This is a genomic window from Nesterenkonia sp. AY15 (assembly GCF_022565855.1).
Lineage (GTDB): Bacteria > Actinomycetota > Actinomycetes > Actinomycetales > Micrococcaceae > Nesterenkonia.
In genome coordinates this window covers 1-21,022 of sequence record NZ_JAJOYV010000005.1, presented here as the reverse complement: position 1 = coordinate 21,022, position 21,022 = coordinate 1, and the positions used below count along the sequence as shown (strand labels likewise).

Below are 21,022 nucleotides of genomic sequence, written 5' to 3'. Positions count from 1 at the left end.
TAAGTGGAATGAGCAGGTCGCACCCTTTGTGAGAGCCAGGGTCAACGCGACCGGCTGAATCCACCTAAGCAGAGCCGCAGACGCGGTGAGTGTGGCACCGTGGGAGCGGTCAGGAGCAACTCCATAATGTCCCACCCCGAGACCCCCGCAGACGACGCAGCGGGCAGCAACGACATCTTCAATCCCTTCAGTGCGCCGCAGCCGTCGCCGGAGAGCTCCGAGCCCTCCCGCAGCGCCGCAGAGGCGGAGTCGGCCCAGGAGCCCCGAGCAGCCGTTCAGGACGACGCCGTCAACGTCCTGTTCCAGGCGCCGGATCTGGCCACGGTCAAGCCACGGACCCCGGCGAAGACCCGCAGCGCCGACACCGAGGACTCCGACTCCCAGGACGAGGACCAGCCTGAGTCCGGATCACGCCGGCGCGGTTCGCGACGCAGCGGCTCCAACGCGGGAAGCCCGTCCAAGGACGACTCGGCTTCGCGCAGGGGCGACCGGTCCGCCAGTGATGGTGACCCCAGCTCTGGCGCCCAGGACCGTCCAGGACAGGACCGTTCAGCACAGGGCGGTGACTCGGCGAACAGCGATTCCCAGGGCCGCGACTCACAGAACAGCAGCTCCCAGGATCGGGACTCCGAGGACGACGAGTCCCAGGACTGGGATGCGCAGTCCGAGGACGACCAGGACGGTGACGGCCAGGGCCGTCGCTCGCGCCGCAAGCGTCGCCGCGGCGGTCGGAACAAGAACCGCAGCTCCGAAGACTCCAGCGACTCCGACTCGTCGGACTCGCAGAGCTCAGCGGGGGACTCCGCGGACCAGCGGGACTCTGCGCGGCAGAACGGCTCGAAGAACTCCGATTCCAAGAACGGCGACTCCAAGGACGGCGAGTCCGGCGACGGGTCCGGTTCGCAGAGCCGCTCCGAGCGGGAGACCAGCTCCGCGGACGATGACGAGCCGGTGATCCGCAAGCGCCGTCGTCGTCGTCGCGGCAGCGCCGACCTGGAGGTCGAGTCCAACGAAGATGACGCCCACACCGTGACCCGGGTCCGCGCGCCGCGCGAGGCCGCTGAGGCTCCGGTCTCGGACAAGGTCACCGGGCTCAAGGGCTCCACCCGGCTCGAGGCCAAGCGGCAGCGCCGGCGGTCCTCCCGGGACACCGGACGCCGCCGGCAGGTCATCACCGAGGCCGAGTTCCTGGCGCGCCGCGAGTCCGTGGACCGCAAGATGATCGTGCGCCAGCGCGGCGAGCGAATCCAGATCGGCGTGCTCGAGGACGGCGTGCTCGCAGAGCACTACGTCTCGCACACCACCCAGGATTCGCTGATCGGCAACGTCTACCTCGGCAAGGTCCAGAACGTGCTGCCCTCCATGGAGGCCGCCTTCGTGGACATCGGCCGCGGCCGCAACGCCGTGCTCTACGCCGGTGAGGTCGACTGGGCCGCGTCCCGTCTGAGCGGAGGCCCGCGCAAGATCGAGAACGCGCTGAAGTCCGGGGACTCGGTGCTCGTCCAGGTCACCAAGGACCCGGTCGGACACAAGGGAGCCCGGCTGACCAGCCAGATCTCGCTGCCCGGTCGCTACCTGGTCTTCGTGCCCGGCGGTTCGATGACCGGCATCTCGCGGAAGCTGCCCGACACCGAGCGCGCCCGGCTGAAGAAGGTCCTCAAGGACCACATGCCCGACAACGCCGGCGTGATCGTGCGCACGGCTGCGGAAGGCGCCTCCGAGGAGGAGCTGACCAACGACATCAACCGGCTGCGCTCGCTCTGGGAGCAGATCCAGCGCCAGTCCGATGACAAGAAGGTGCTGGCACCGGAGCTCTTCTACGCCGAGCCCGACCTGACCATCAAGGTGGTCCGTGACGTCTTCAACGAAGACTTCTCCTCCATGGAGGTCCAGGGTGACGAGACCTGGGACAACATCGAGGCGTACGTCACCTATGTGGCTCCGCACCTGCTCGACCGGCTCCAGCAGTGGATCCCGGAGGAGCAGCAGGCCGACGACATCTTCTCCCACCACCGGATCGACGAGCAGCTGAACAAGGCGCTGGACCGCAAGGTCAACCTGCCCTCCGGCGGCTCGCTGGTCTTCGACCGCACCGAAGCCATGACCGTGGTCGACGTCAACACCGGCAAGTTCGTCGGCTCCGGCGGCAACCTCGAGGAGACCGTCACCAAGAACAACCTCGAAGCCGCCGAAGAGCTCGTCCGGCAGCTGCGCCTGCGCGACATCGGCGGGATCATCGTGGTCGACTTCATCGACATGGTCCTCGAGGTCAACCGCGATCTGGTGCTGCGCCGACTGGTCGAGTGCCTGGGCCGAGACCGCACCAAGCACCAGGTCGCTGAGGTGACCTCGCTGGGTCTGATCCAGATGACCCGCAAGCGCATGGGCACCGGCCTGCTGGAGGTCTTCTCCGAAGACTGCGAGCACTGCGCTGGACGCGGCGTGATCACCCACGCCGAACCGATCGAGCACGGTGGATCCTTCACCTCGCACGGGGACCCGCAGAAGGCCCGGGCGCCGAAGAAGCGGCGCAAGGCCAAGGGTCGCCGCCCCGAGGATGACAACGACTCCCAGCAGTCCACCCCCGAGGTCAGTGCCGAGGAGAAGGAGCGGCAGGAGAAGGCCCGCCAGGCACTGGCCCAGGTCGCCGCGGCCACCGCGTCGAAGCACGCCGAGGAGGAGCAGCGCTCCTCCGGGGATCGCGACAAGAACACTGACGCCGGTGCCGAGCAGGGCTCCGCGAAGAACGCCGAGAAGGGTGCTGACCGCAACGACGGCGACCGCTCTGCCGAGAACGCTCAGTCCGGCTCCACGTCAGGGTCCCGTCCGGCACGCCGCAGGGGACGACGCAGCGCCAGCCAGCCCGCTGGCAGCGCGGGGTCGAGCACTCCGGCTGACTCCGGCGCAACTGATTCCGGTGCAGCGAAGACCGACAACGTGAAGACCGGCACGGCCAAGTCCGACGCCGCGGCAGCGGCTCCGGCCGAGGCCTCCGGCGAGAAGGTGCTCAAGATCGGCGGCGAGGAGGTTCCGCTTCCGCGCGCCGAGAAGCGCGAGCAGAAGGCGCCCGCCTCCGCAGGCGCCTCCAGCCAGGACAAGCAGGCCTCGCTCGACACCCTGGGTCAGGCGCTGGACTCGCGTGAACCGCGCAGCCCAGCACCGGCCCGTCGCCGGCGTCGTGCCGCCGGATCGGTCCAGGGCGCCTCCGGCGAGGTGCAGCAGATCGCCGCCGCGCAGAAGCCTGAGGGCAAGACCTTCTCCTCGGCGCAGGCCGAGCAGGGATCTGCCGAGACCGCGACGAAGAAGCCGGCGACCGAGCCGGTGATGCTCGGCGTAGGGGTCAAGGCCGAGGAGATCTCCCGCCCCGAGTAGCCAGCGGGCCGGGCCTGCTCCACCCGCTGGGTGGATCGGGCTCGGCCAACTTGCTGTCCCAGGGGTCCTCGCGTAAGGTTGACCCTTGGTGTTATAAGCACCAACATGTCTTCCGCGCAGATCGGCGGAGAATCTCTGCAGAGAGAATTCACCGCTGATATGCGCGATTGGTTTAGTCCGAAATGATCATCGAGAGAAGTGAGTCCCAAGTGGTGTACGCGATTGTCCGCGCTGGCGGCCGCCAGGAAAAGGTTTCCGTTGGAGACCTCGTGACCGTTGACCGAGTTCCGGGCGCGGCAGGCAGCACCATTAAGCTGCCGGCAGTGATGCTGGTGGACGGGGACAAGGTCACTACCGCAGCAGATGAGCTCGCCAAGATTTCGGTTGAGGCCGAGGTCCTGGAGAACTTCCGCGGTAAGAAGATCGTCATTGAGAAGTTCAAGAACAAGACCGGCTACCGCAAGCGCCAGGGTCACCGTTCTGAGCTCACCCGCATCAAGGTGACCTCGATCGCCTGAGGCGATCAAGGTTCGCAGTTTCCCCGTTCTTCCCGAGAGGTAGGCAGACCCAATGGCACATAAAAAAGGTGCGAGCTCGACTCGCAACGGCCGCGATTCCAACGCCCAGTACCTGGGCGTGAAGCGCTTCGGCGGTCAGAACGTCTCCGCTGGTGAGATCCTGATCCGCCAGCGCGGCACCAAGTTCCACCCCGGCGTCAACGTCGGGCGCGGTGGCGACGACACCCTCTTCGCACTCGCAGAAGGCGCCGTCGAGTTCGGCAGCCGTCGCGGTCGGAAGGTCGTCAACATCGTCCCAGCAGCCTGATCCAGGCCTGCACAGACGTTTCGCACGTAAAGTCGAGGGTGGGCCCACTTGATGGGCCCACCCTCGACTTGTCTTAAGTCAGAATTTTCTTCAAGGAGTCTCCAGCCATGGCACATTTCGTCGACCGAGTGGTCCTCCACACCACGGGCGGTAACGGTGGCCACGGCTGCGTCTCCGTGCACCGCGAGAAGTTCAAGCCCCTCGGCGGGCCCGACGGCGGCAACGGCGGCGACGGCGGCTCCGTGGTCCTCGTGGTCGACCCGCAGACCACCACCCTGCTGGAGTACCACCACCGTCCGCATCGCCACGGCGAGAACGGCGGCGTCGGCCAGGGCGACCTCCGGCACGGCACCCGCGGTCCCGTGCTGGAGCTGCCCGTGCCCGAGGGCACCGTGGTCAAGGACCGGGACGGCCGGGTCCTCGCCGACCTCGTCGAACCCGGTGCCCGCTACACGATCTCCGAAGGCGGACAGGGCGGTCTCGGCAACGCCTCACTGTCCTCGAAGAAGCGCAAGGCCCCCGGCTTCGCCCTGCTCGGCACCCCCGGTGAGGCGAACGACATCGTCCTGGAGCTGAAGTCCGTCGCGGACATCGCCCTGGTCGGATTCCCCTCCGCCGGCAAGTCCAGCCTGATCGCCGCGATGAGCGCCGCGCGGCCCAAGATCGCTGACTACCCCTTCACCACCCTGGTGCCCAACCTGGGCGTCGTCGAAGCCGGTGAGACCCGGTTCACCGTGGCTGATGTGCCCGGACTGATCCCCGGCGCCGCCGAGGGCAAGGGCCTGGGACACGAGTTCCTGCGCCACGTGGAGCGCTGCGCCGCGCTGGTGCACGTGCTCGACTGCGCCTCGCTGGAGAGCGACCGCGATCCGCTGGGCGATCTCGACGCCATCGAGGCCGAGCTCGCCGCCTACGCCCCGGACAAGGTCGAAGGCGCCGGCGGCACCGAGGACAACTCCTCCAACGCGGTTCCGCTCAATGAGCGCCCACGCCTGGTAGCGCTGAACAAGACCGACCTGCCCGACGGTGCCGCGATGGCTGAGATGGTGCGCGCCGAGCTCACCGGCCGCGGCTACCGGGTCTTCGACGTCTCCGCACTGAACCGCGACGGACTGCGCGATCTCGGCTTCGCCATGGCCGAACTGGTCCTCGAGGCGCGCGCCCAGCGCGAGATCGAACCCGCCCCGGTGCCGGTCACCGTGCGGCCACGCTCGGTGAACCGCAAGCAGTTCACCGTCACCGCGGAGTCCAAGGGCGGCGAGCCGCTGTGGCGCGTGCGCGGGGACAAGCCCGAGCGCTGGATCCTGCAGACCGACTTCGGCAACGACGAGGCCGTCGGCTACCTCGCCGACCGCCTGGTCGCCGTCGGCATCGAGGACGAGCTCTTCAAGCAGGGCGCCAAGCCCGGCGAGGCCGTGGTCATCGGCTCCGAGGAGGACGGCGTGGTCTTCGACTGGGAGCCCACCATGGCTGCCGGTGCCGAGCACCTGGGCGGTCCTCGCGGCACCGATCTGCGCCTGGACGACCATTCCCGGCCCACCCGTGCGGAGAAGAAGCAGGAGCAGGCAGACCGCCGCGCCGCGAAGGTCGCCACCCGCGCCGAGATGGACGTGGAGTACCGCTCCCAGGCCGGCGCGCCCACCAAGCGCAAGGACGACGGCGCGCCCACCAAGCGCAAGGACGACGGCGCGCCCACCAGCGTCACCGATGAGGACGGCGTGGAGATCTTCTACCCGCACGGCAATCCTGACGACCTGCAGGACGAGGGCTTCGGCACTGATGAGGCGGAGGCCGACCAGCGATGAGCACGCCCCGGCTGACCGAATCGATGGTCACCGCCCGCACAGACCTGGTCAACGCCAGGCGCGTGGTGGTGAAGATCGGCTCCTCCTCGCTGACCACCCTTGACGGGGGGATCTCCGTGGACGCGCTGAATCGGCTGGTCGCGGATCTGCAGGTGCTGCGTGCGCGCGGCACCGAGGTCGTGCTGGTCTCCTCCGGTGCGATCGCCGCGGGCCTGGCCCCGCTGGGTCTGGGCACCCGGCCGGCCGACCTCGCCACCCAGCAGGCCGCGGCCGCCGTCGGCCAGGGGCTGCTGCTGGCGCACTACACCCGGGCCTTCGCCCAGTATCAGACCACCGTCTCGCAGGTGCTGCTGACCGTGGAGGACCTGATGCGGCGCACCCAGTACACCAACGCGCTGCGCACCCTGGAGAAGCTGCTCAGCCTCGGAGCGGTCCCGGTGATCAACGAGAACGACGCGGTGGCCACCCACGAGATCCGCTTCGGCGACAATGACCGGCTCGCCGCGCTGACCGCGAACCTGCTCCGCGCGGACGCGCTGATCCTGCTCTCCGACGTGGACGCCCTCTACGACGGGCCGCCGGAACAGGGCGGCTCACCGGTCTCCCATGTCTCCGGTCCCGAGGACCTGACCGGGGTGACACTGGGCCGCCGCGGGAAGGCCGGCGTCGGCACCGGGGGCATGGTGACCAAGGTCGAAGCCGCCCAGATCGTCGCCTCCAGCGGCATCCCGGCGCTGCTGACCTCCGCGCCGAACGCCCGCCGGCTCTTCCACGGCGAAGACGTGGGCACCTTCTTCGAGGCCAGGGGACGACGCCGCGGCGCCCGGTCCGCCTGGATCGCCCACCTGGCCCACCCCAAGGGCCGGCTGAGCATCGACGACGGGGCTGTCGCCGCCGTCGTCGAAGGTCGACGCTCACTGCTGCCGGCCGGGATCCTCGCCCTGACCGGGGACTTCGAGGCTTCGGACCCGGTGGAGATCACCGACCGGGCCGGCACCGTGCGGGCCAGGGGACTGGTGGGGTACTCCTCCACCGAGCTCCCGCAGATGCTCGGGCGCTCCACCGCCGAGCTGGGCACCGACCTGGGGCCGGAATATGAACGTGCAGTGATTCACGCAGATGACATCGTCCGCATCGAGACTAGGCTGTGAGCATGGCAGACCAGCAGAAGACCCAGCAGCCCGAGACCAGCTCCGCGAAGGACGACTCCGAGGAGACGGTGAAGGACGTCCCGGGTGAGACCCCGAAGGACGTCCCGCAGGAGGTCGCCGACGGCATCAGCGCAGTCGCCGAGCGCGCCCGCGAAGCATCCCGGGGTCTCCGCGGCCTCGACCGCGAGCACAAGGACCGGACCCTGGCTGCAGTGGCCTCCGGCCTTCGCGAGTCCGTCGTCTCCCTCACCGAGGCGAATCATGAAGACCTCGAGCGAGGCCGCGAAGCAGGACTCAGCCGCTCGCTGCTGGACCGGCTGGCGCTGAGCCAGGAACGCATCGAGGCCCTCGCCGCATCCGTCGAAGAGATCATGGGCCTCAGCGACCCCGTCGGTCGGGTGCTGCAGGGCCGCACGCTGCCCAACGGGCTGCGACTGACCCAGGTCAGCGTTCCGCTCGGAGTGATGGGAGTGATCTACGAGGCCCGCCCCAACGTCACCGTGGACATCGCAGCCCTCGGGCTCAAGTCCGGCAACGCCGTGATCCTGCGCGGCGGGTCCGCCGCGCAGAAGACCAACGAGATGCTGCTGGCGATCATCCGCGACGCGCTGCGCACGACCGCGGTGCCCGTCGACGCGGTGCAGTCCATCGACAGCTTCGGACGCGAGGGTGCCACCGCGCTGATGACCCAGCGCGGCTCCGTCGACGTGCTCATCCCGCGCGGAGGCCGGGAACTGATCCAGCACGTGGTGCAGAACTCAAGAGTGCCGGTGATCGAGACCGGTGAGGGCAACGTGCACATCTACATCGACGCCCACGCCGACGCGGAGACCGCACGCAACATCGTGGTCAACGCCAAGACATCGCGGCCCAGCGTCTGCAACGCCGCCGAGACCCTGCTCCTGCACGTCCACGCCGCCGAGGCCGGCCAGGAGGTCCTGCGCGGGCTGCTGCGCAGCGGCGTGAACCTGCACGTGGACGCGCGTGCCCGCGAATGGCTGCCCGCCACCCAGCCGGAGAGCCTCACCGAGGATCCGGTGAAGTTCGGCACCGTCACCGAGGTCACCGAAGACGACTACGCCACCGAGTACCACGATCTGGAGATGGCCGTCGGAGTGGTGGACTCACTCGATGACGCCATCGCACACATCACCCGCTTCTCCACCGGGCACACCGAGGCGATCGTCACCGACTCGGTGGCCAACGCCGACCGGTTCGTCGCCGAGGTCGATGCCGCGGCCGTGATCGTCAACGCGTCCACCCGCTTCACCGACGGCGGGCAGTTCGGCCTCGGTGCGGAGGTCGGCATCTCCACCCAGAAGATGCACGCCCGCGGGCCCATGGGGATGGCCGAGCTGACCACCACCAAGTGGATCGTCCGCGGCGAGGGCCAGGTCCGCGCCTGATTCCCGTACACTGGGGATCGATAAATCCACGTTCATCCCACCTGAGGGAGAAGCATGTTCAACCTGCACGTCATCGCCACAGTTCTCGGCGCCGAGGAGCCCAGCGCGCTGCCGATCGAAGCGCACTGGTTCGGCATCATCATGTTCGTCCTGCTGATGTTCCTGCTGCTGATCACCATGAGCTTCGCCGATAAGGGCCGCCAGCTGCCCGCGGCACCGCACAGCGATCACTGACCCTCTTGGCGCAACGTCACCCGCGCGTCGCGGCGACCTCTGAGCGTGCTCCAGGTCCGCTGCGACTGGGGATCATGGGTGGCACCTTCGACCCGATCCATCACGGTCACCTGGTCGCGGCCAGCGAGGTGGCAACCGAGTTTGCCCTCGATGAGGTCATCTTCGTCCCCACGGGGGAGCCGTGGCAGAAGGCGGGCCGTGAGGTCGCGCCCGCTGAGCATCGCTACCTGCTGACCGTGGTCGCCACGGCCGCAAATCCTCGTTTCACCGTGTCCCGCGTGGACATCGACCGCGGGGGAGCGACGTACACCATCGACACCCTGCGAGACTTTCGCGAGATGTACCCCGATGCTGAGCTGTTCTTCATCACCGGTGCCGATGCGATGGCCCAGATCATGTCCTGGAAGAACGTCGATGAGCTCTGGGAGCTCGCGCACTTCGTCTCGGTGACCCGTCCCGGGTACATCTCCGAGGACTTCGGCCGGACCGATGAGATCTCCCTGATGGAGATCCCGGCGATGGCGATCTCCTCCACGGACTGCCGCGAACGCGTCCGCGCCGAGAAGCCGGTCTGGTACCTGGTGCCCGACGGCGTGGTGCAATACATCGCCAAGCACCGGCTGTACCAACCAGATTCAGCGGACCCCGCGCGTTGAGTGCTCCGCACCCTCACGCCTCGGCATACGATGGACATCGGTGCTCCACCGTTGAGACCGATTTGATCCAGGGCAACGTCCCTACTCGGGCAGCACTGTCTGGCCGGGGACTTCAGGAGGCCGCACGATGACCGCAGAGAACACCGAGCTGAACGACGCGTCAGACGGCGAAGATCTGCGCGCCCGGTACCTTCCGGTCTCCCGCAAGGAGCTGCGCCGTCAGCGCGAAGCTGAGCTCGCCCAGATGCGCACCGGAAAGCGTCGTGCGCCGAAGCGGGTCATCGACGGGGTCTCAGCCGACGCGACCGCGCCGGAGAGTGGCCTTGGAACCCCCGAGGCCGCTGAATCCCTCAACGACGCCGAGCCCGGCGCCGTCGGCGGGTCCGGCACAGCCCCCGCGTTCACGACCGGTTCCGAGTCCACCAGCGGATCCAGCTCCAGCACAGCGCCTGCCGCCGCCTGGGAATTCTCCCTCCCAGCCCCTTCCACCCAGGACTCCACACCCGTTTCGGCAGCCGTGGCGGCTGCTGAGGCTGACCACTCGGAATCTCAGCAGCCTGAAGAGGCCGAGTTCTTCGGCACCGAAGAGGGTGAGACGCCTGAGGATCGGGCAGAGACCGACTGGTCCGAAGCTGATCTCGCGGCCGAGGACAGGATCGCGGAGCTGCGGGAGCTCACCCAGGCCGTGGTCGCCGCCGATGATCCAGACCGAGTGGATCCCGAGCTGCTGAAGAAGCAGCAGGCCCTCGCAGCCCGGGCGATGCAGGCCAACCAGGAACGGCTGCGCAGGGAACAGGTCGAGGCGGACCGGGATGATGAGGAGCGGCGGCGTCCTCTGCGGCCCGAGTCCGACGTGATCACGCGCAAGACCCTGCGGGCTCACCTGGAATCTGATGATCCCGCGGAGCCGACCGTCTACGCGACCGGATCCATCGAACCGATCCAGGCGCGCGGAGCCCACGGTCTCGAAATCGACGCGATGGTCGAACACAGCACACGTCAGGGAGCGCGTCAGTCCATGATGGGCTGGCTTGTGATCATTCTCGCCCTGCTGCTGATCATCACGGTCGGTGTTGTACTCTCATTCATCCTCTAAGCTTGGACGTCATGGCTATCACCGAACTAGTGCTCTCTGAACTCCGCACCGCGGCCTCTGCGGCTGCGGACAAACTCGCGACAAACATCGTCGGGCTGGACGTGGGGGAGCGGCTCGGCATCACCGACGCTTTCCTGGTCTGCTCGGCACCTTCTGAACGGCAGATCGGCGCCATCGTCGACGAGGTCGAGCGCCAGCTCAAAGAGGTCCACGACTCCTCACCGCTGCGCCGTGAAGGCCGCGGCACCGGTACCTGGGTGCTGCTGGACTACGGACACATGGTCGTCCATGTCCAGCATGAAGAAGAACGCGCGGTCTACGGCCTCGACAGGCTCTATGCCGATGTTGCCAAGGTCGACCTGCAGCTTCCTGATGCACCGTAGGTAGGGGCGCATTGCCCCAGGTCAGCGGCTGGGCCAGGCAATTCTCCGGAAGTTGGACGCCGATTTGCGCAGCGATTCGGGTTCACAGTACAGTAGGGGAGTTGCCGCGGCGCAGTTGCTGAGCCGGGGTGATGATCTGGGGGTATGGCGCAGCTGGTAGCGCGTCCGCATGGCATGCGGAAGGTCAGGGGTTCGAATCCCCTTACCTCCACCAGAGCGAAGCAGGTCCGGAGTCCAACAGGACTCCGGACCTTTTTCGTATGCCCGCATGCCTCCCCGCTGACCTGGCTGTTCTCTCCGCGCCAAGCCGGCGCGCCGGGACCTGAGACGTACCCTCGGTGAGGAGTAGGCTGGTGTCGATCGTCACAGCTGTCTCAGATCACAGCCAACCTCGGAGGTTTCCCTATGCAGCATCGTGTCCTTGGCCGCACCGGTCGCGAAGTATCCACCATCGGTCTCGGCACCTGGCAGTTCGGCGGGGACTTCGGTCGCGTCGAGGAAGCCGACGCCTACGCCGTCATGGATGCCGCAGCTGAGCAGGACGTCACCATGTTCGACACTGCAGACGTCTATGGCGACGGCCTCAGCGAGCAGCTGATCGGCACATGGCTGGGCAAGAACCCTGAATGGACCGGACTGGTCGCCACCAAGATGATCCGCCGCGCGGAAGAACCCAGCCTCGAGCACGCCACGGCTGAGAACTTCCAGGCCTGGATCGACCGCTCCCGGAAGAACCTCGGAAGAGACACCCTGGACCTCGTCCAGCTGCACTGCCCCAACGATGATGTCTTCAGCTCAGATGCCGTCTTCGACCGCCTGGATGCCCTCGTGGAATCCGGCGCCATCGCCCACTACGGCGTCAGCGTGGAGACCACTGACCAGGCCCTGAGCGCCATCGCCCGCCCCAATGTGGCCTCGGTGCAGATCATCCTCAACGCCTTCCGGCAGAAGCCGCTGGAGGCCGTGCTGCCGGCCGCACAGGAAGCCGGAGTGGGCATCATCGCGCGCGTCCCGCTCGCCAGCGGACTGCTCAGCGGACGCTACACGAAGGACACCACCTTCGAGGAGACCGATCACCGCAGCTACAACCGCTCCGGTGAGGCCTTCGACATCGGGGAGACCTTCTCCGGGGTGGACTTCGCCACCGGGGTCGAGGCGGCCGCGGAGTTCTCTGAGCTGGCCAAGCAGGAGGGGCTGAAGCCGACGACGGCGGCCCTGGCCTGGGTCGTCCAGTCCTCCGGCGTGAGCACCGTCATCCCCGGGGCGCGCAATGCCGAGCAGGCCCGCCAGAACGCGCAGGCCGGTGGAGCGCCGAAGCTCTCCGAAGACTTCCGGGCAGCGGTGAGCAGGCTCTACGCCGATAAGATCGCGCCCTCGGTCCACGCCCGCTGGTGAAGACCGCGGGGCGTGCGCTGAACTGAGCACCCAGACCAGATACCACCGAGCAGGAGGACCTATGCGCATCGCCGTCATCGGAGCCACGGGCAACGTCGGAACAGCGGTGCTGAGGCACCTGAGCAGCCGCACCGAGGTGGACAGCGTGCTGGGGATCGCACGGAGACTCCCCGACACCGACGCCGCCCCGTATGCGGACGCGCAGTGGCATCGCGCGGACATCCAGTACAGCGAGGTCGTGCCCGAGCTGGCCGAGGCGCTCTCCGGCTGCGACGCCGTGATCCATCTGGCCTGGCTGATCCAGCCCAACAAGGAGCGCACCCTGCTGCGCCGGGTCAATGTCGACGGGACCCGGCACGTGCTGGAAGCCGCGGCCCAGGCGGGGGTGCGCCAGGCCGTCGTCGCCTCCTCGGTCGGGGTGTACTCCCCAGCCGAGGATGACGTCGCGCACGATGAGCAGTGGCCCACCGAGGGCATCCCCGGGTCCCACTACAGCGAGGACAAGGTGGCCCAGGAGCGCGTCATGGACGAGTTCCTGCAGGCTCATCCTGACTTCTCACTGGCCCGGCTGCGACCCGGGCTGGTCTTCCAACGCGAAGCCGGCTCCGAGATCCAGCGCTACTTCGCCGGAAAGCTGGCACCGGTGCAGCTGCTGCAGCTCTTCCGACCTGCGGTGGTTCCGGTCCCCGGCGGCATTCGCACCCAGGCTGTGCACGCCGATGACCTGGCTGCCGCCTACGCACAGGCCGCGATTCTGGGGGCACAGGGCGCATTCAACATCTGCGCCGATGACCTGCTCGACGGGGACGCCATCGCGAAGGTCGTCTCCGGTGAGAAATCCCCAGGAATCGCGCTCCCGCTGCCGGCTGCTGCGCTTCGTCCGATGATCAAGGCCGCCCACCGGGCCGGGATCCTCCCTACGGATGAAGGCTGGCTGGACATGGGCCGCCACGTGCCGGTGATGGACAACTCCCGGGCGAAGAAGGAGCTCCACTGGGCACCGGAGCATTCCGGTGCCCAGGCACTGGAGGAGCTCGTCCAGGGCATGGCCGCCGGGGTCGGCGCCCCCTCGGCGCCGCTGCGCCCCCGGGACCTCGACGCCGCGGACCAGCCGGAACTTCCATCTGCTGAGCACGAGCTGGGCGGAGAGGTCGACGCGCTGCTGCTGCGCCAGTACATGTCCGACCATCTTGCCGGAGCCACCGCGGGAACGAATCGGATCAAACGCATGGCGGCCGACTACGTCGACACACCGGTGTTCCCGCAGATCTCCGAGGTGGCCGAGGCGATCAGGCGCGAACGCGGCTTTCTGGTCAAGCTCATCCAGCGTCAAGGCTTCTCGACTCCACCCGGGTCCACCACCATCGCGTGGCTGGGGGAGCGGGTGGGACGGCTCAAGCCCAACGGCAGACCACCGGGCGGCCGATCGCCCTCCACGCTGGTGCTCGAAGCGGAGATGATGATCACCGCGGTCACCGGCAAGCTTCACGGGTGGTCTGTGATGAAGGACCACGCCCACGCCCTCGGGGTGGATCCGCAGGTGTTCCAGGGGTTGATCGAGGATGCCGAGGCCCAGCGCGAGCAGCTGGAGACCGTCCACGAATACGCCCGGCACCGAGCCTTCCGCAAAGACCGCGACACGTTCGAGAAGACACGCTGAACCACTAGTTCTGAACTACTCGTAATAACTTCTTGATCTTGCTAAGCTCAGAGAGTCCACCCCATAAGCCTGCCCGCCTCATGTCGGGCAAGTGAGGGTCCTCTTCAGTCCATGAGACGCAGGGGACCTCGCTGCAGCGAAAAGGAGAGCGAATTGGCACAGACCGATCCGATCCTGACCACTCGACAGGGTCACCCTGTCACCAATAACCAGAACCAGCGCACCGTGGGCAACCGCGGGCCCGCCACGCTGGAGAACTACCAGTTCCTCGAGAAGATCAGCCACTTCGACCGGGAACGCATCCCGGAGCGTGTGGTCCACGCCCGTGGCTTCGTGGCCTACGGCGAGTTCGAGGCCACCGGCATGATCGGCGACGAGCCGGCGTCGAAGTACACCCGCGCCAAGCTCTTCCAGGAGGCCGGCAAGAAGACCGACCTGGCGATCCGCTTCTCCACCGTCATCGGCGGCCGTGACTCCTCAGAGTCCGCCCGGGATCCCCGCGGCTTCGCTGTGAAGTTCTACACCGAAGACGGCAACTGGGACCTGGTCGGCAACAACCTTCCGGTGTTCTTCATCCGCGATGCGATCAAGTTCCCCGATGTCATCCACTCGCTGAAGCCGGACCCGATCACCTTCCGCCAGGAGCCCAACCGCATCCTGGACTTCATGGGCCAGACTCCCGAGTCGATGCACATGCTGACCCACCTCTTCAGCCCCCGCGGCATCCCGGCGACCTACCGCCACATGGAGGGCTTCGGCGTCAACACCTACAAGATGGTCAACGCCGAGGGCGAGACCGTCCTGGTGAAGTACCACTTCCATCCGCGCGCCGGCGTCGCCTCGATGACCGAGGCAGAGTCTGCCAAGGTGCAGGGCCAGGACCTCGGCCACGCCTCGAAGGACCTCTTCGAGTCCATCGAACGCGGCGAGTTCCCACAGTGGGATGTCCACGTCCAGATCATGGAGGATCACGAGCACCCCGAGCTCGGCTGGGATCCGCTGGATGACACCAAGATCTGGCCCGAGGACCAGTTCCCGCTGCGCAAGATCGGCGTCATGACGCTGAACCGCAATGTGGGTGACCACCACAACGAGAACGAGCAGATCTCCATGGGCACCGGTGTCCTGGTCGACGGCCTGGACTTCTCCGATGACAAGATGCTGGTCGGTCGCACCTTCTCCTACTCGGACGCGCAGCGGTACCGCGTGGGACCGAACTACCTGCAGCTGCCCGTCAACCAGCCCAAGGGCCGCGACGGCAAGGTCTACACGAACCAGCGCGGCGGACTGATGTCCTTCGGCAACGACGTGCATCCCGAGCAGAACCCGCACGTGAACTACGAGCCCTCCATCCACAATGGACTGCACGAGTCCCCGGAGCCGCAGCCGAACAACGCTCCGGCCGTCGGCGGACAGCTGGTGCAGGAGAACCTCGATCGCCGCAATGACTACCTGCAGGCACGCGGTCGCTACAACACCATGATGGACTGGGAGCGCGATGAGCTGATCAACGTGCTCACCGGCATGCTCGAGCAGTCCGAGCGCGACGTGCAGGAGCGCATCGTCTGGCACTTCTTCATGATCCACGATGACTACGGTCAGCGGATCGCGAAGAACATCGGCCTCACCGTGGAGGATGTGTCGCACCTGTTGCCGTTGGCGGTGCAGAACTTCACCGAGGAGGAGGAGCAGCGCCTCGCCAACCTCGGCAACAATGGCGACACCATTGACCCCGAGCAGTGGGGCACCTGGACGGCGTCCGTCGAGAACCGCCAGGCCTCGGCCGAAGACGTGCTCGCCGGCAACCTGGGAAGCCCCAGCTACAGCAAGTGATGCTGCACAAGAACTGAGCGTCAGCTGAGACGGCAATGGCCGGGAACCCGACGGGTTTCCGGCCATTGCCGTCTGCTGGCCTGCTGGTCCCGCTGAGAACCTCAGTGGTTGCGCAGCGCGTCGATCAGTTCAGGCTTGTTCATCTTCGAGTACCCGGTGAGACCGAGCTCCCTGGCCCGATCCTGCAGCTGCGCCACGGTCCGGTCCTGGTAGTTCGACGCCTCCCCGCCCTTCTCGCCTTCGCTGCTGCGGCCTTCCTTGGCAGCCGCGTTGGCGATGCGAGCGGACTTCTCCTTGGAGTTGCCCTCCTCGCGGAGGCGTTCGTAGAGCTCCTCATCCTTCACGCTTGATCGTGCCATGGAGAGAATCCTTCCGTCGGCTCATGCTGGACTCAGGTGCTGCGGCTCAGAAACCCTTGCCGCCGGTGACCGGGATGACCGAGCCGGAGACGTAGGAGGCCTCCTCGCTGGCGAGATAGACGTACGCCCCGGCGAGCTCCGCGGGCTGCCCTGGGCGGCCCAGGGGAGTGTCCTGACCGAATTGAGCGACGCCGTCGAACCCGGTGGCCGGGATCAGCGGAGTCCAGATAGGGCCCGGTGCCACACCGTTGACGCGGATGCCCTTCTCGGCCAGCTCCGCTGCCATCGACTCGATGAAGGCAACCTGGGCAGCCTTGGACATCGCGTAGTCGAAGAGCACGGGCTTGGGGCCCACCGCCTGGATGGAGGTGGTCACGATGATCGAGGCCCCGGGGTTCAGATGGGGCACCGCCTCACGGGTGATCACGATATGCGCGATGAGGTTCGTCTCGAAGACCTTGCGCACCTCAGCGGTAGGTGTCGAACCGACGCCGTCACGGGCCCGCTGGTAGGCGGCGTTGAGGATCAGCACGTCGATCCCGCCGAGGTCTTCGACGGCGCGGCGCACGATGCCCACGGCGCTCTCCTCGTCGGTGATGTCCACCGGGTAGGTGGCGCACTGACGGCCGGCCTCGCGCACGTGCTGAGCGGTGACCTGGGCGTCCTCCTCCTCCTCTGGGAGGTAGGCGATGGCGATGTCCGATCCCTCGCGGGCGAAGGCGATCGCGACGGCGCGGCCGATGCCGGAATCGCCGCCGGTGATCAGGGTCCTGCGCCCCTTGAGCCGTCCGTGGCCGACCCAGCTCGCTTCGCCGTGATCCGGCTCCGGACCGGTCTTGCCGGTCAGCCCGGGCTGGTCCGGCTGCTCCTGCTCGGGGAGGTCGCTGTGACGGTACTTCGTCCGGGGGTCCTGCTGGGTGTATGGATCGCTCGTCATGACTGATGTCCTTCGAGAGAGGTGTGTCCGGCAGGCAGCCGGCTCAGGTTGGTGGCCGCCGCTCAGACTGCTGACCTGGTGGGATCTAGGACGACCTTGATGCAGCCGTCTTCCTTCTTCTGGAACATCTCGTAGGCGCCGGGAGCGTCGGTCAGCGGCAGCGTGTGCGTGATGAAGTCGTCCACAGCCAGGGGATCTGCGGGATCTTCGACCAGCGGCAGGATCTTGTCGACCCAGTTCTTCACGTTGGCCTGGCCCATCTTCACGGTGATCTGCTTGTCGAACATGGTGATCAGTGGAAGCGGGCTGGCGGCGCCGCCGTAGACGCCGCTCAGCGAGATCGTGCCGCCGCGGCGGACGAGCTCGATGGCCGAGTACAGGGCAGCCAGGCGATCCACGCCGACGGTCTGCATCATGGCCTTGCCGAGGGCGTCGGGCAGGAACTGCGCGGAGATCTGGGCTGCCTTGGCGATGGGGGAGCCGTGGGCCTCCATGCCGACCGCATCCACGACACCGTCGGGGCCGCGGCCGTCGGTGGCCTCGCGGATCTGGTTCAGCGATTCCTCGCCGGTGTCGAAGACCATGACGCCGTGGCGGGCGGCCATCGCGCGGCGCTCGGCCACGGGATCGATGGCGTAGACCTTCATGCCCTGGTGCTTGGCGATGCGCGCCGCGAACTGGCCGATCGGGCCGAGTCCGATGATCGCGATGCTGTCACCGCTCTTGAGTCCGGTGTAGGCCACGCCCTGCCATGCTGTGGGGATGACGTCGGAGAGGAAGAGGTAGCGGTGGTCGGGCAGCTCGTTGCCGACCTTGATCGGGCTGTAGTCCGCGTGGGGGACTCGCAGGTATTCGGCCTGGCCGCCGGGGACGGCGCCGTAGAGCGCGGAGAAGCCGTAGAGGGCGGCGCCCATGCCCTGCTCGCGGACCTGGGTGACCTCACATTGGGTCTGCAGGCCGCGCAGACACATGAAGCAGCTGCCGCAGGAGATCTGGAAGGGGATGACCACTCGGTCACCGACGGCGAGGTTCGAGTCGGGACCCGCCTCGACGACACGACCCATCGGCTCGTGGCCCAGGATGTCGCCGGGGGTCATGAACGGGCCGAGCACCTCATAGAGGTGAAGGTCCGAGCCGCAGATCGCGGTGGAGGTGACCTCGATGATCGCGTCGTTGGTCTGCTGGATCTGTGGATCCGGGACGGTCTCCACACTTACCTTGTTATGGCCCTGCCATGTCACTGCTTTCACGTCGCGTCTCCTCAGAAGTTCTTCTGCGCGGCATATCTGGGAGAGATGTCATTCTTCACTCCCGGAATCACCCTTACAGGGTCCACGTTATCGACTACCACCTGGCAGTGAGCTGGACATGAACCCCACGTTGGCCTCAGCGCGTCACGCCGCGACGCGTGGGTCGGCCAGTGAGCAGACCACTGACCAGGCGTCTGCCGAGCAGCAGGGTGCCCAGTACGCCGAGCGCCACCAGGATGAAGGACCATTCCGCGCCGCCGCCGCCGCTGAGCACGCGCACAGTCATGCCCAGAGCCACGGTGCCGAGGATCACGACGACGGCGTCCGGCCAGAGCCTCGAGGGGCTGCGCCAGAAGCGCACTGCCAGCGAGCTGACCAGCAGTGCGAGCAGGAACGGTGCAGCGGTGCCCCACACATCGCTGAAGGCCAGTCCGGTCTCGTGGGAGCGATTGCCCGTGGCGGCGAAGGCGAGCACAAGCAGGCCGTCCAGCAGCAGGAGCAGCCAGGGGAGTGCGGCATGGCGGGTCGGCGCTGCCTGCGGGGAGGGGGAGGAGTGCATGGACCGAGTCTAGGACTATCCCTCTGCGTGCGTCGGGGCTGCCCGATCATCTATCGAGGCGGTGCAGGCATCGATGCGGCTGATCGCGGCGGTCAGCGTTTCTACGGTGGCCCAGAGGTCGGGGTGCTGATCCTGGATCTCCTCGAGTGTGGAACCTGAGGACTTCAGGGTGGCAAGATCGAAGCTGGCGTTGGTGCGTGCACCTGCGACGGCGGCCCGAAGTGCCCCGAAGGCGACGACGACGTCGGCGATCACGGCTCGCTTGCCATGTTCTGCCAGCCAGGACAGGTCGTCGATGGCCGAGACGGCGTATTCGCCGAGTTCTGCGGAGGTCTGCGCCGCACCGATCGCGGCCTCACGGATGGCCTTCTCGCGCTTCGGTCCCCGCTCCAGCTTGAAGGCTGCGCCGAAGGCGTGGGAGGCGGTGGCGTCGTCGTCGGCCAGCTGCAGGGCGGTCTGCCGAAGATCGCCGGCTCGGGCGAGGATGGCGGCGAGCCTGTCCCGCCGTTCTGGATCGGCTTCGGTGTACCCGGCGACCATGGAAGTCAGCGACGCGGCGATGGCAAGCATCGCCCCGGCCCCGGCGCCGCCGCCCGGGGATCCGGTGGACTGGGACAGGCCTTGGGTCCATTCGGCGACCGTCGAGCGTTGCGTGGTGATCTCTTCCGCATCAGTCATGGGTCGAGTCTGTCCTACGACTGGTAGGAATGAAACGCAGGCTGCAGGGGAGTGCAGGTCCAGGCAGAGGTGGAGAGGGCTGAGAGCTCACTGTCATCGACACATGTCGATCCCGCTCAATACGGGTATCCGTAAATCTAATTTATAGATATTATTTTCACTGCTAACTCAGTGTAGAAACTAGGGTCGCTGGTCTCGACTCATGCCAAGTCGACCGTCGTCCCACCGGGGATCCTCTCGCATCTGCGCGCCGACATGGTGACCTACGCAGCGTGATTGCTGAGCGCAGAGCAACTCGTGATCCGCCTGCTGGCCGAGCCGGTCGAGAACGGCGCCACCGTCGATGATGTCGCTGCAGCACCAAGCCTGTCGCGCGCCGATGCTGAGGCGCTGATCGCAGGCTCAGACTCAACGAACCCGGACTCAGCTGAGTCGCTGCTAGGCACCCGAGCGATGAGGACGGTGGGTGCGGGGAGGAGGAGGCATGCCAGCAGTTTTCATCTGTCTCCAGGGCCAACCTGACATAATGTAGATTATCGGCGCTTTATCCGACAGGCCCAGTCGGGGCAAGATCATTTGTGTCTATTCTTATAAAACCTGGCCAATATCCTACGAAACCCGGTGACGCTACGATTGTCATCCAAAATTCTGCGATTCATGGCCACTGAGGAGAAGCGTGATCCGCCGGAACCAACAGCCAGGCTACTCAAACCCGACTGACCGTACCGTGATCTCGTATCGGGTCGGATCCGAGGCCGTTGAGCTACCGATCACCAGCCAGCTTGCTACGGTCGCTTTCGAGTCAGTCCCGCCCGTGCGCAGTGTGTCCTCATGGAAGAGCAAGAACGTGTACGAGGGCGACTCTTGGTCTTCAACGACTCGTGGCTTCGTTCACCATGAGTCTCTGCTTGAGCGCGAGTATTTAATGAGCGCGGACTTTACCCTCTCGATCACCGCAGTGTCGTGGCAGCCGTTCGTCCTTAGGTGGCCACAAGGCACTAGAGGTCACCGTGAAGTGTCCCAGGTTTGATGCCGCATCTTGTTAAGCCGAAAGGATGTAGCCATGCCTCGTCGAATCGATCCCGCTCCGAAGGAGCGCGCCGTCCGATTGGTCCTCGGTCACCAGTCCGAGTAATCCTCCCGCACCGCCGCAGTGGAGGTCATCTCCAAACAAGTCGGTGGCGGCCGAGACACCCTCCGGCGATGGGTGCGTCAGCACCAGATCGACCACGGCACCCGCGAAGGTGTCAGCACCGATGAGAACGCCGAGCTCAAGCAGCTGCTCATGGAGAACCGGCGACAGAAAGAGACCAATGAGATCCTGCGCAGGGCCTCAATCTTCTTCGCGCGGGAACTCGACCCCCGCAGCCGCTGATCCTGGCGTTCATCGAGGAGCTCAGGAACGAAGGCTTCGCTGTCGAGT

Annotated in this window: 19 protein-coding genes and 1 tRNA gene; 15 read left to right on the top strand and 5 right to left on the bottom strand. The window is 66.7% G+C overall.

Translation table 11 applies throughout. The features are described from left to right. Nucleotides 1–126 precede the first annotated feature (126 nt). The 14 genes from LSI54_RS08715 (at nt 127) to LSI54_RS08650 (ending at nt 15,816) form a co-directional block, all read left to right on the top strand. A complete protein-coding gene (locus tag LSI54_RS08715; protein WP_241478166.1) occupies nt 127–3,372 on the top strand; it encodes an Rne/Rng family ribonuclease in 3,246 nt (1,081 codons plus the stop codon). A gap of 209 nt (nt 3,373–3,581) precedes the next feature. After that, nucleotides 3,582–3,890 carry a 50S ribosomal protein L21 gene (rplU, locus tag LSI54_RS08710; protein ID WP_241465088.1) on the top strand — a complete coding sequence of 103 codons (309 nt, stop codon included), beginning with the start codon at nt 3,582–3,584 and terminating at the stop codon, nt 3,888–3,890. Nucleotides 3,891–3,942: 52 nt separating this feature from the next. After that, complete coding sequence (gene rpmA, locus LSI54_RS08705) at nt 3,943–4,197, top strand: 50S ribosomal protein L27 (RefSeq protein ID WP_036475435.1); 255 nt, start codon at nt 3,943–3,945, stop codon at nt 4,195–4,197. A gap of 107 nt (nt 4,198–4,304) precedes the next feature. Further along, nucleotides 4,305–6,002 carry a GTPase ObgE gene (gene obgE / locus LSI54_RS08700; RefSeq protein WP_241478165.1) on the top strand — a complete coding sequence of 566 codons (1,698 nt, stop codon included), beginning with the start codon at nt 4,305–4,307 and terminating at the stop codon, nt 6,000–6,002. Then, entirely contained in the window at nt 5,999–7,153 is a 1,155-nt protein-coding gene (gene proB, locus LSI54_RS08695; RefSeq protein ID WP_241464729.1) for a glutamate 5-kinase, read from the top strand. The genes obgE and proB overlap by 4 nt, the downstream gene beginning before the upstream one ends. Nucleotides 7,154–7,155: 2 nt before the next feature. After that, nucleotides 7,156–8,559 carry a glutamate-5-semialdehyde dehydrogenase gene (locus LSI54_RS08690; RefSeq protein WP_241464730.1) on the top strand — a complete coding sequence of 468 codons (1,404 nt, stop codon included), beginning with the start codon at nt 7,156–7,158 and terminating at the stop codon, nt 8,557–8,559. A gap of 54 nt (nt 8,560–8,613) precedes the next feature. Continuing rightward, nucleotides 8,614–8,793 (top strand): hypothetical protein, encoded by a 180-nt coding sequence (locus tag LSI54_RS08685; protein ID WP_241464731.1) that lies wholly within the window; start codon nt 8,614–8,616, stop codon nt 8,791–8,793. Between the two features lie 59 nt (nt 8,794–8,852). Then, nucleotides 8,853–9,449, top strand: a complete 597-nt coding sequence (gene nadD, locus LSI54_RS08680) for a nicotinate-nucleotide adenylyltransferase (RefSeq protein WP_255727177.1) — start codon at nt 8,853–8,855, stop codon at nt 9,447–9,449. A 127-nt stretch (nt 9,450–9,576) separates the two neighbouring features. Next, nucleotides 9,577–10,545 carry a hypothetical protein gene (locus tag LSI54_RS08675; RefSeq protein ID WP_241478164.1) on the top strand — a complete coding sequence of 323 codons (969 nt, stop codon included), beginning with the start codon at nt 9,577–9,579 and terminating at the stop codon, nt 10,543–10,545. A gap of 11 nt (nt 10,546–10,556) precedes the next feature. Further along, complete coding sequence (rsfS, locus tag LSI54_RS08670) at nt 10,557–10,928, top strand: ribosome silencing factor (protein ID WP_241464733.1); 372 nt, start codon at nt 10,557–10,559, stop codon at nt 10,926–10,928. Between the two features lie 138 nt (nt 10,929–11,066). Continuing rightward, nucleotides 11,067–11,142, top strand: a tRNA-Ala gene (locus LSI54_RS08665). Between the two features lie 191 nt (nt 11,143–11,333). Continuing rightward, nucleotides 11,334–12,323, top strand: coding sequence for an aldo/keto reductase (locus LSI54_RS08660; protein WP_241464734.1), 990 nt, complete (start codon nt 11,334–11,336; stop codon nt 12,321–12,323). Nucleotides 12,324–12,384: 61 nt separating this feature from the next. Then, nucleotides 12,385–13,983: an NAD-dependent epimerase/dehydratase family protein gene (locus LSI54_RS08655; RefSeq protein WP_241478163.1), complete on the top strand. Its 1,599-nt coding sequence runs from the start codon at nt 12,385–12,387 to the stop codon at nt 13,981–13,983. 153 nt (nt 13,984–14,136) lie between these two features. Beyond that, entirely contained in the window at nt 14,137–15,816 is a 1,680-nt protein-coding gene (locus LSI54_RS08650; protein ID WP_274617590.1) for a catalase, read from the top strand. Between the two features lie 101 nt (nt 15,817–15,917). Here the strand turns inward: LSI54_RS08650 and LSI54_RS08645 are convergent, their stop codons facing one another. The 5 genes from LSI54_RS08645 to LSI54_RS08625 form a co-directional block, all read right to left on the bottom strand. Next, nucleotides 15,918–16,175, bottom strand: coding sequence for a DUF7218 family protein (locus LSI54_RS08645; RefSeq protein ID WP_241469405.1), 258 nt, complete (start codon nt 16,173–16,175; stop codon nt 15,918–15,920). 46 nt (nt 16,176–16,221) lie between these two features. Next, nucleotides 16,222–17,112, bottom strand: coding sequence for an SDR family oxidoreductase (locus LSI54_RS08640; RefSeq protein ID WP_241478162.1), 891 nt, complete (start codon nt 17,110–17,112; stop codon nt 16,222–16,224). A 62-nt stretch (nt 17,113–17,174) separates the two neighbouring features. Next, nucleotides 17,175–18,362, bottom strand: a complete 1,188-nt coding sequence (locus LSI54_RS08635) for an alcohol dehydrogenase catalytic domain-containing protein (RefSeq protein ID WP_241478161.1) — start codon at nt 18,360–18,362, stop codon at nt 17,175–17,177. 136 nt (nt 18,363–18,498) lie between these two features. Next, a complete protein-coding gene (locus LSI54_RS08630; RefSeq protein WP_241476139.1) occupies nt 18,499–18,921 on the bottom strand; it encodes a DUF3054 domain-containing protein in 423 nt (140 codons plus the stop codon). 15 nt (nt 18,922–18,936) lie between these two features. Then, nucleotides 18,937–19,599, bottom strand: coding sequence for a cyclodeaminase/cyclohydrolase family protein (locus LSI54_RS08625; RefSeq protein ID WP_241478160.1), 663 nt, complete (start codon nt 19,597–19,599; stop codon nt 18,937–18,939). 1,207 nt (nt 19,600–20,806) lie between these two features. On the opposite strand from LSI54_RS08625, the gene LSI54_RS08620 reads away from it, so the two are divergent. Further along, entirely contained in the window at nt 20,807–20,974 is a 168-nt protein-coding gene (locus LSI54_RS08620; RefSeq protein ID WP_241478159.1) for a hypothetical protein, read from the top strand. Nucleotides 20,975–21,022: the final 48 nt, after the last annotated feature.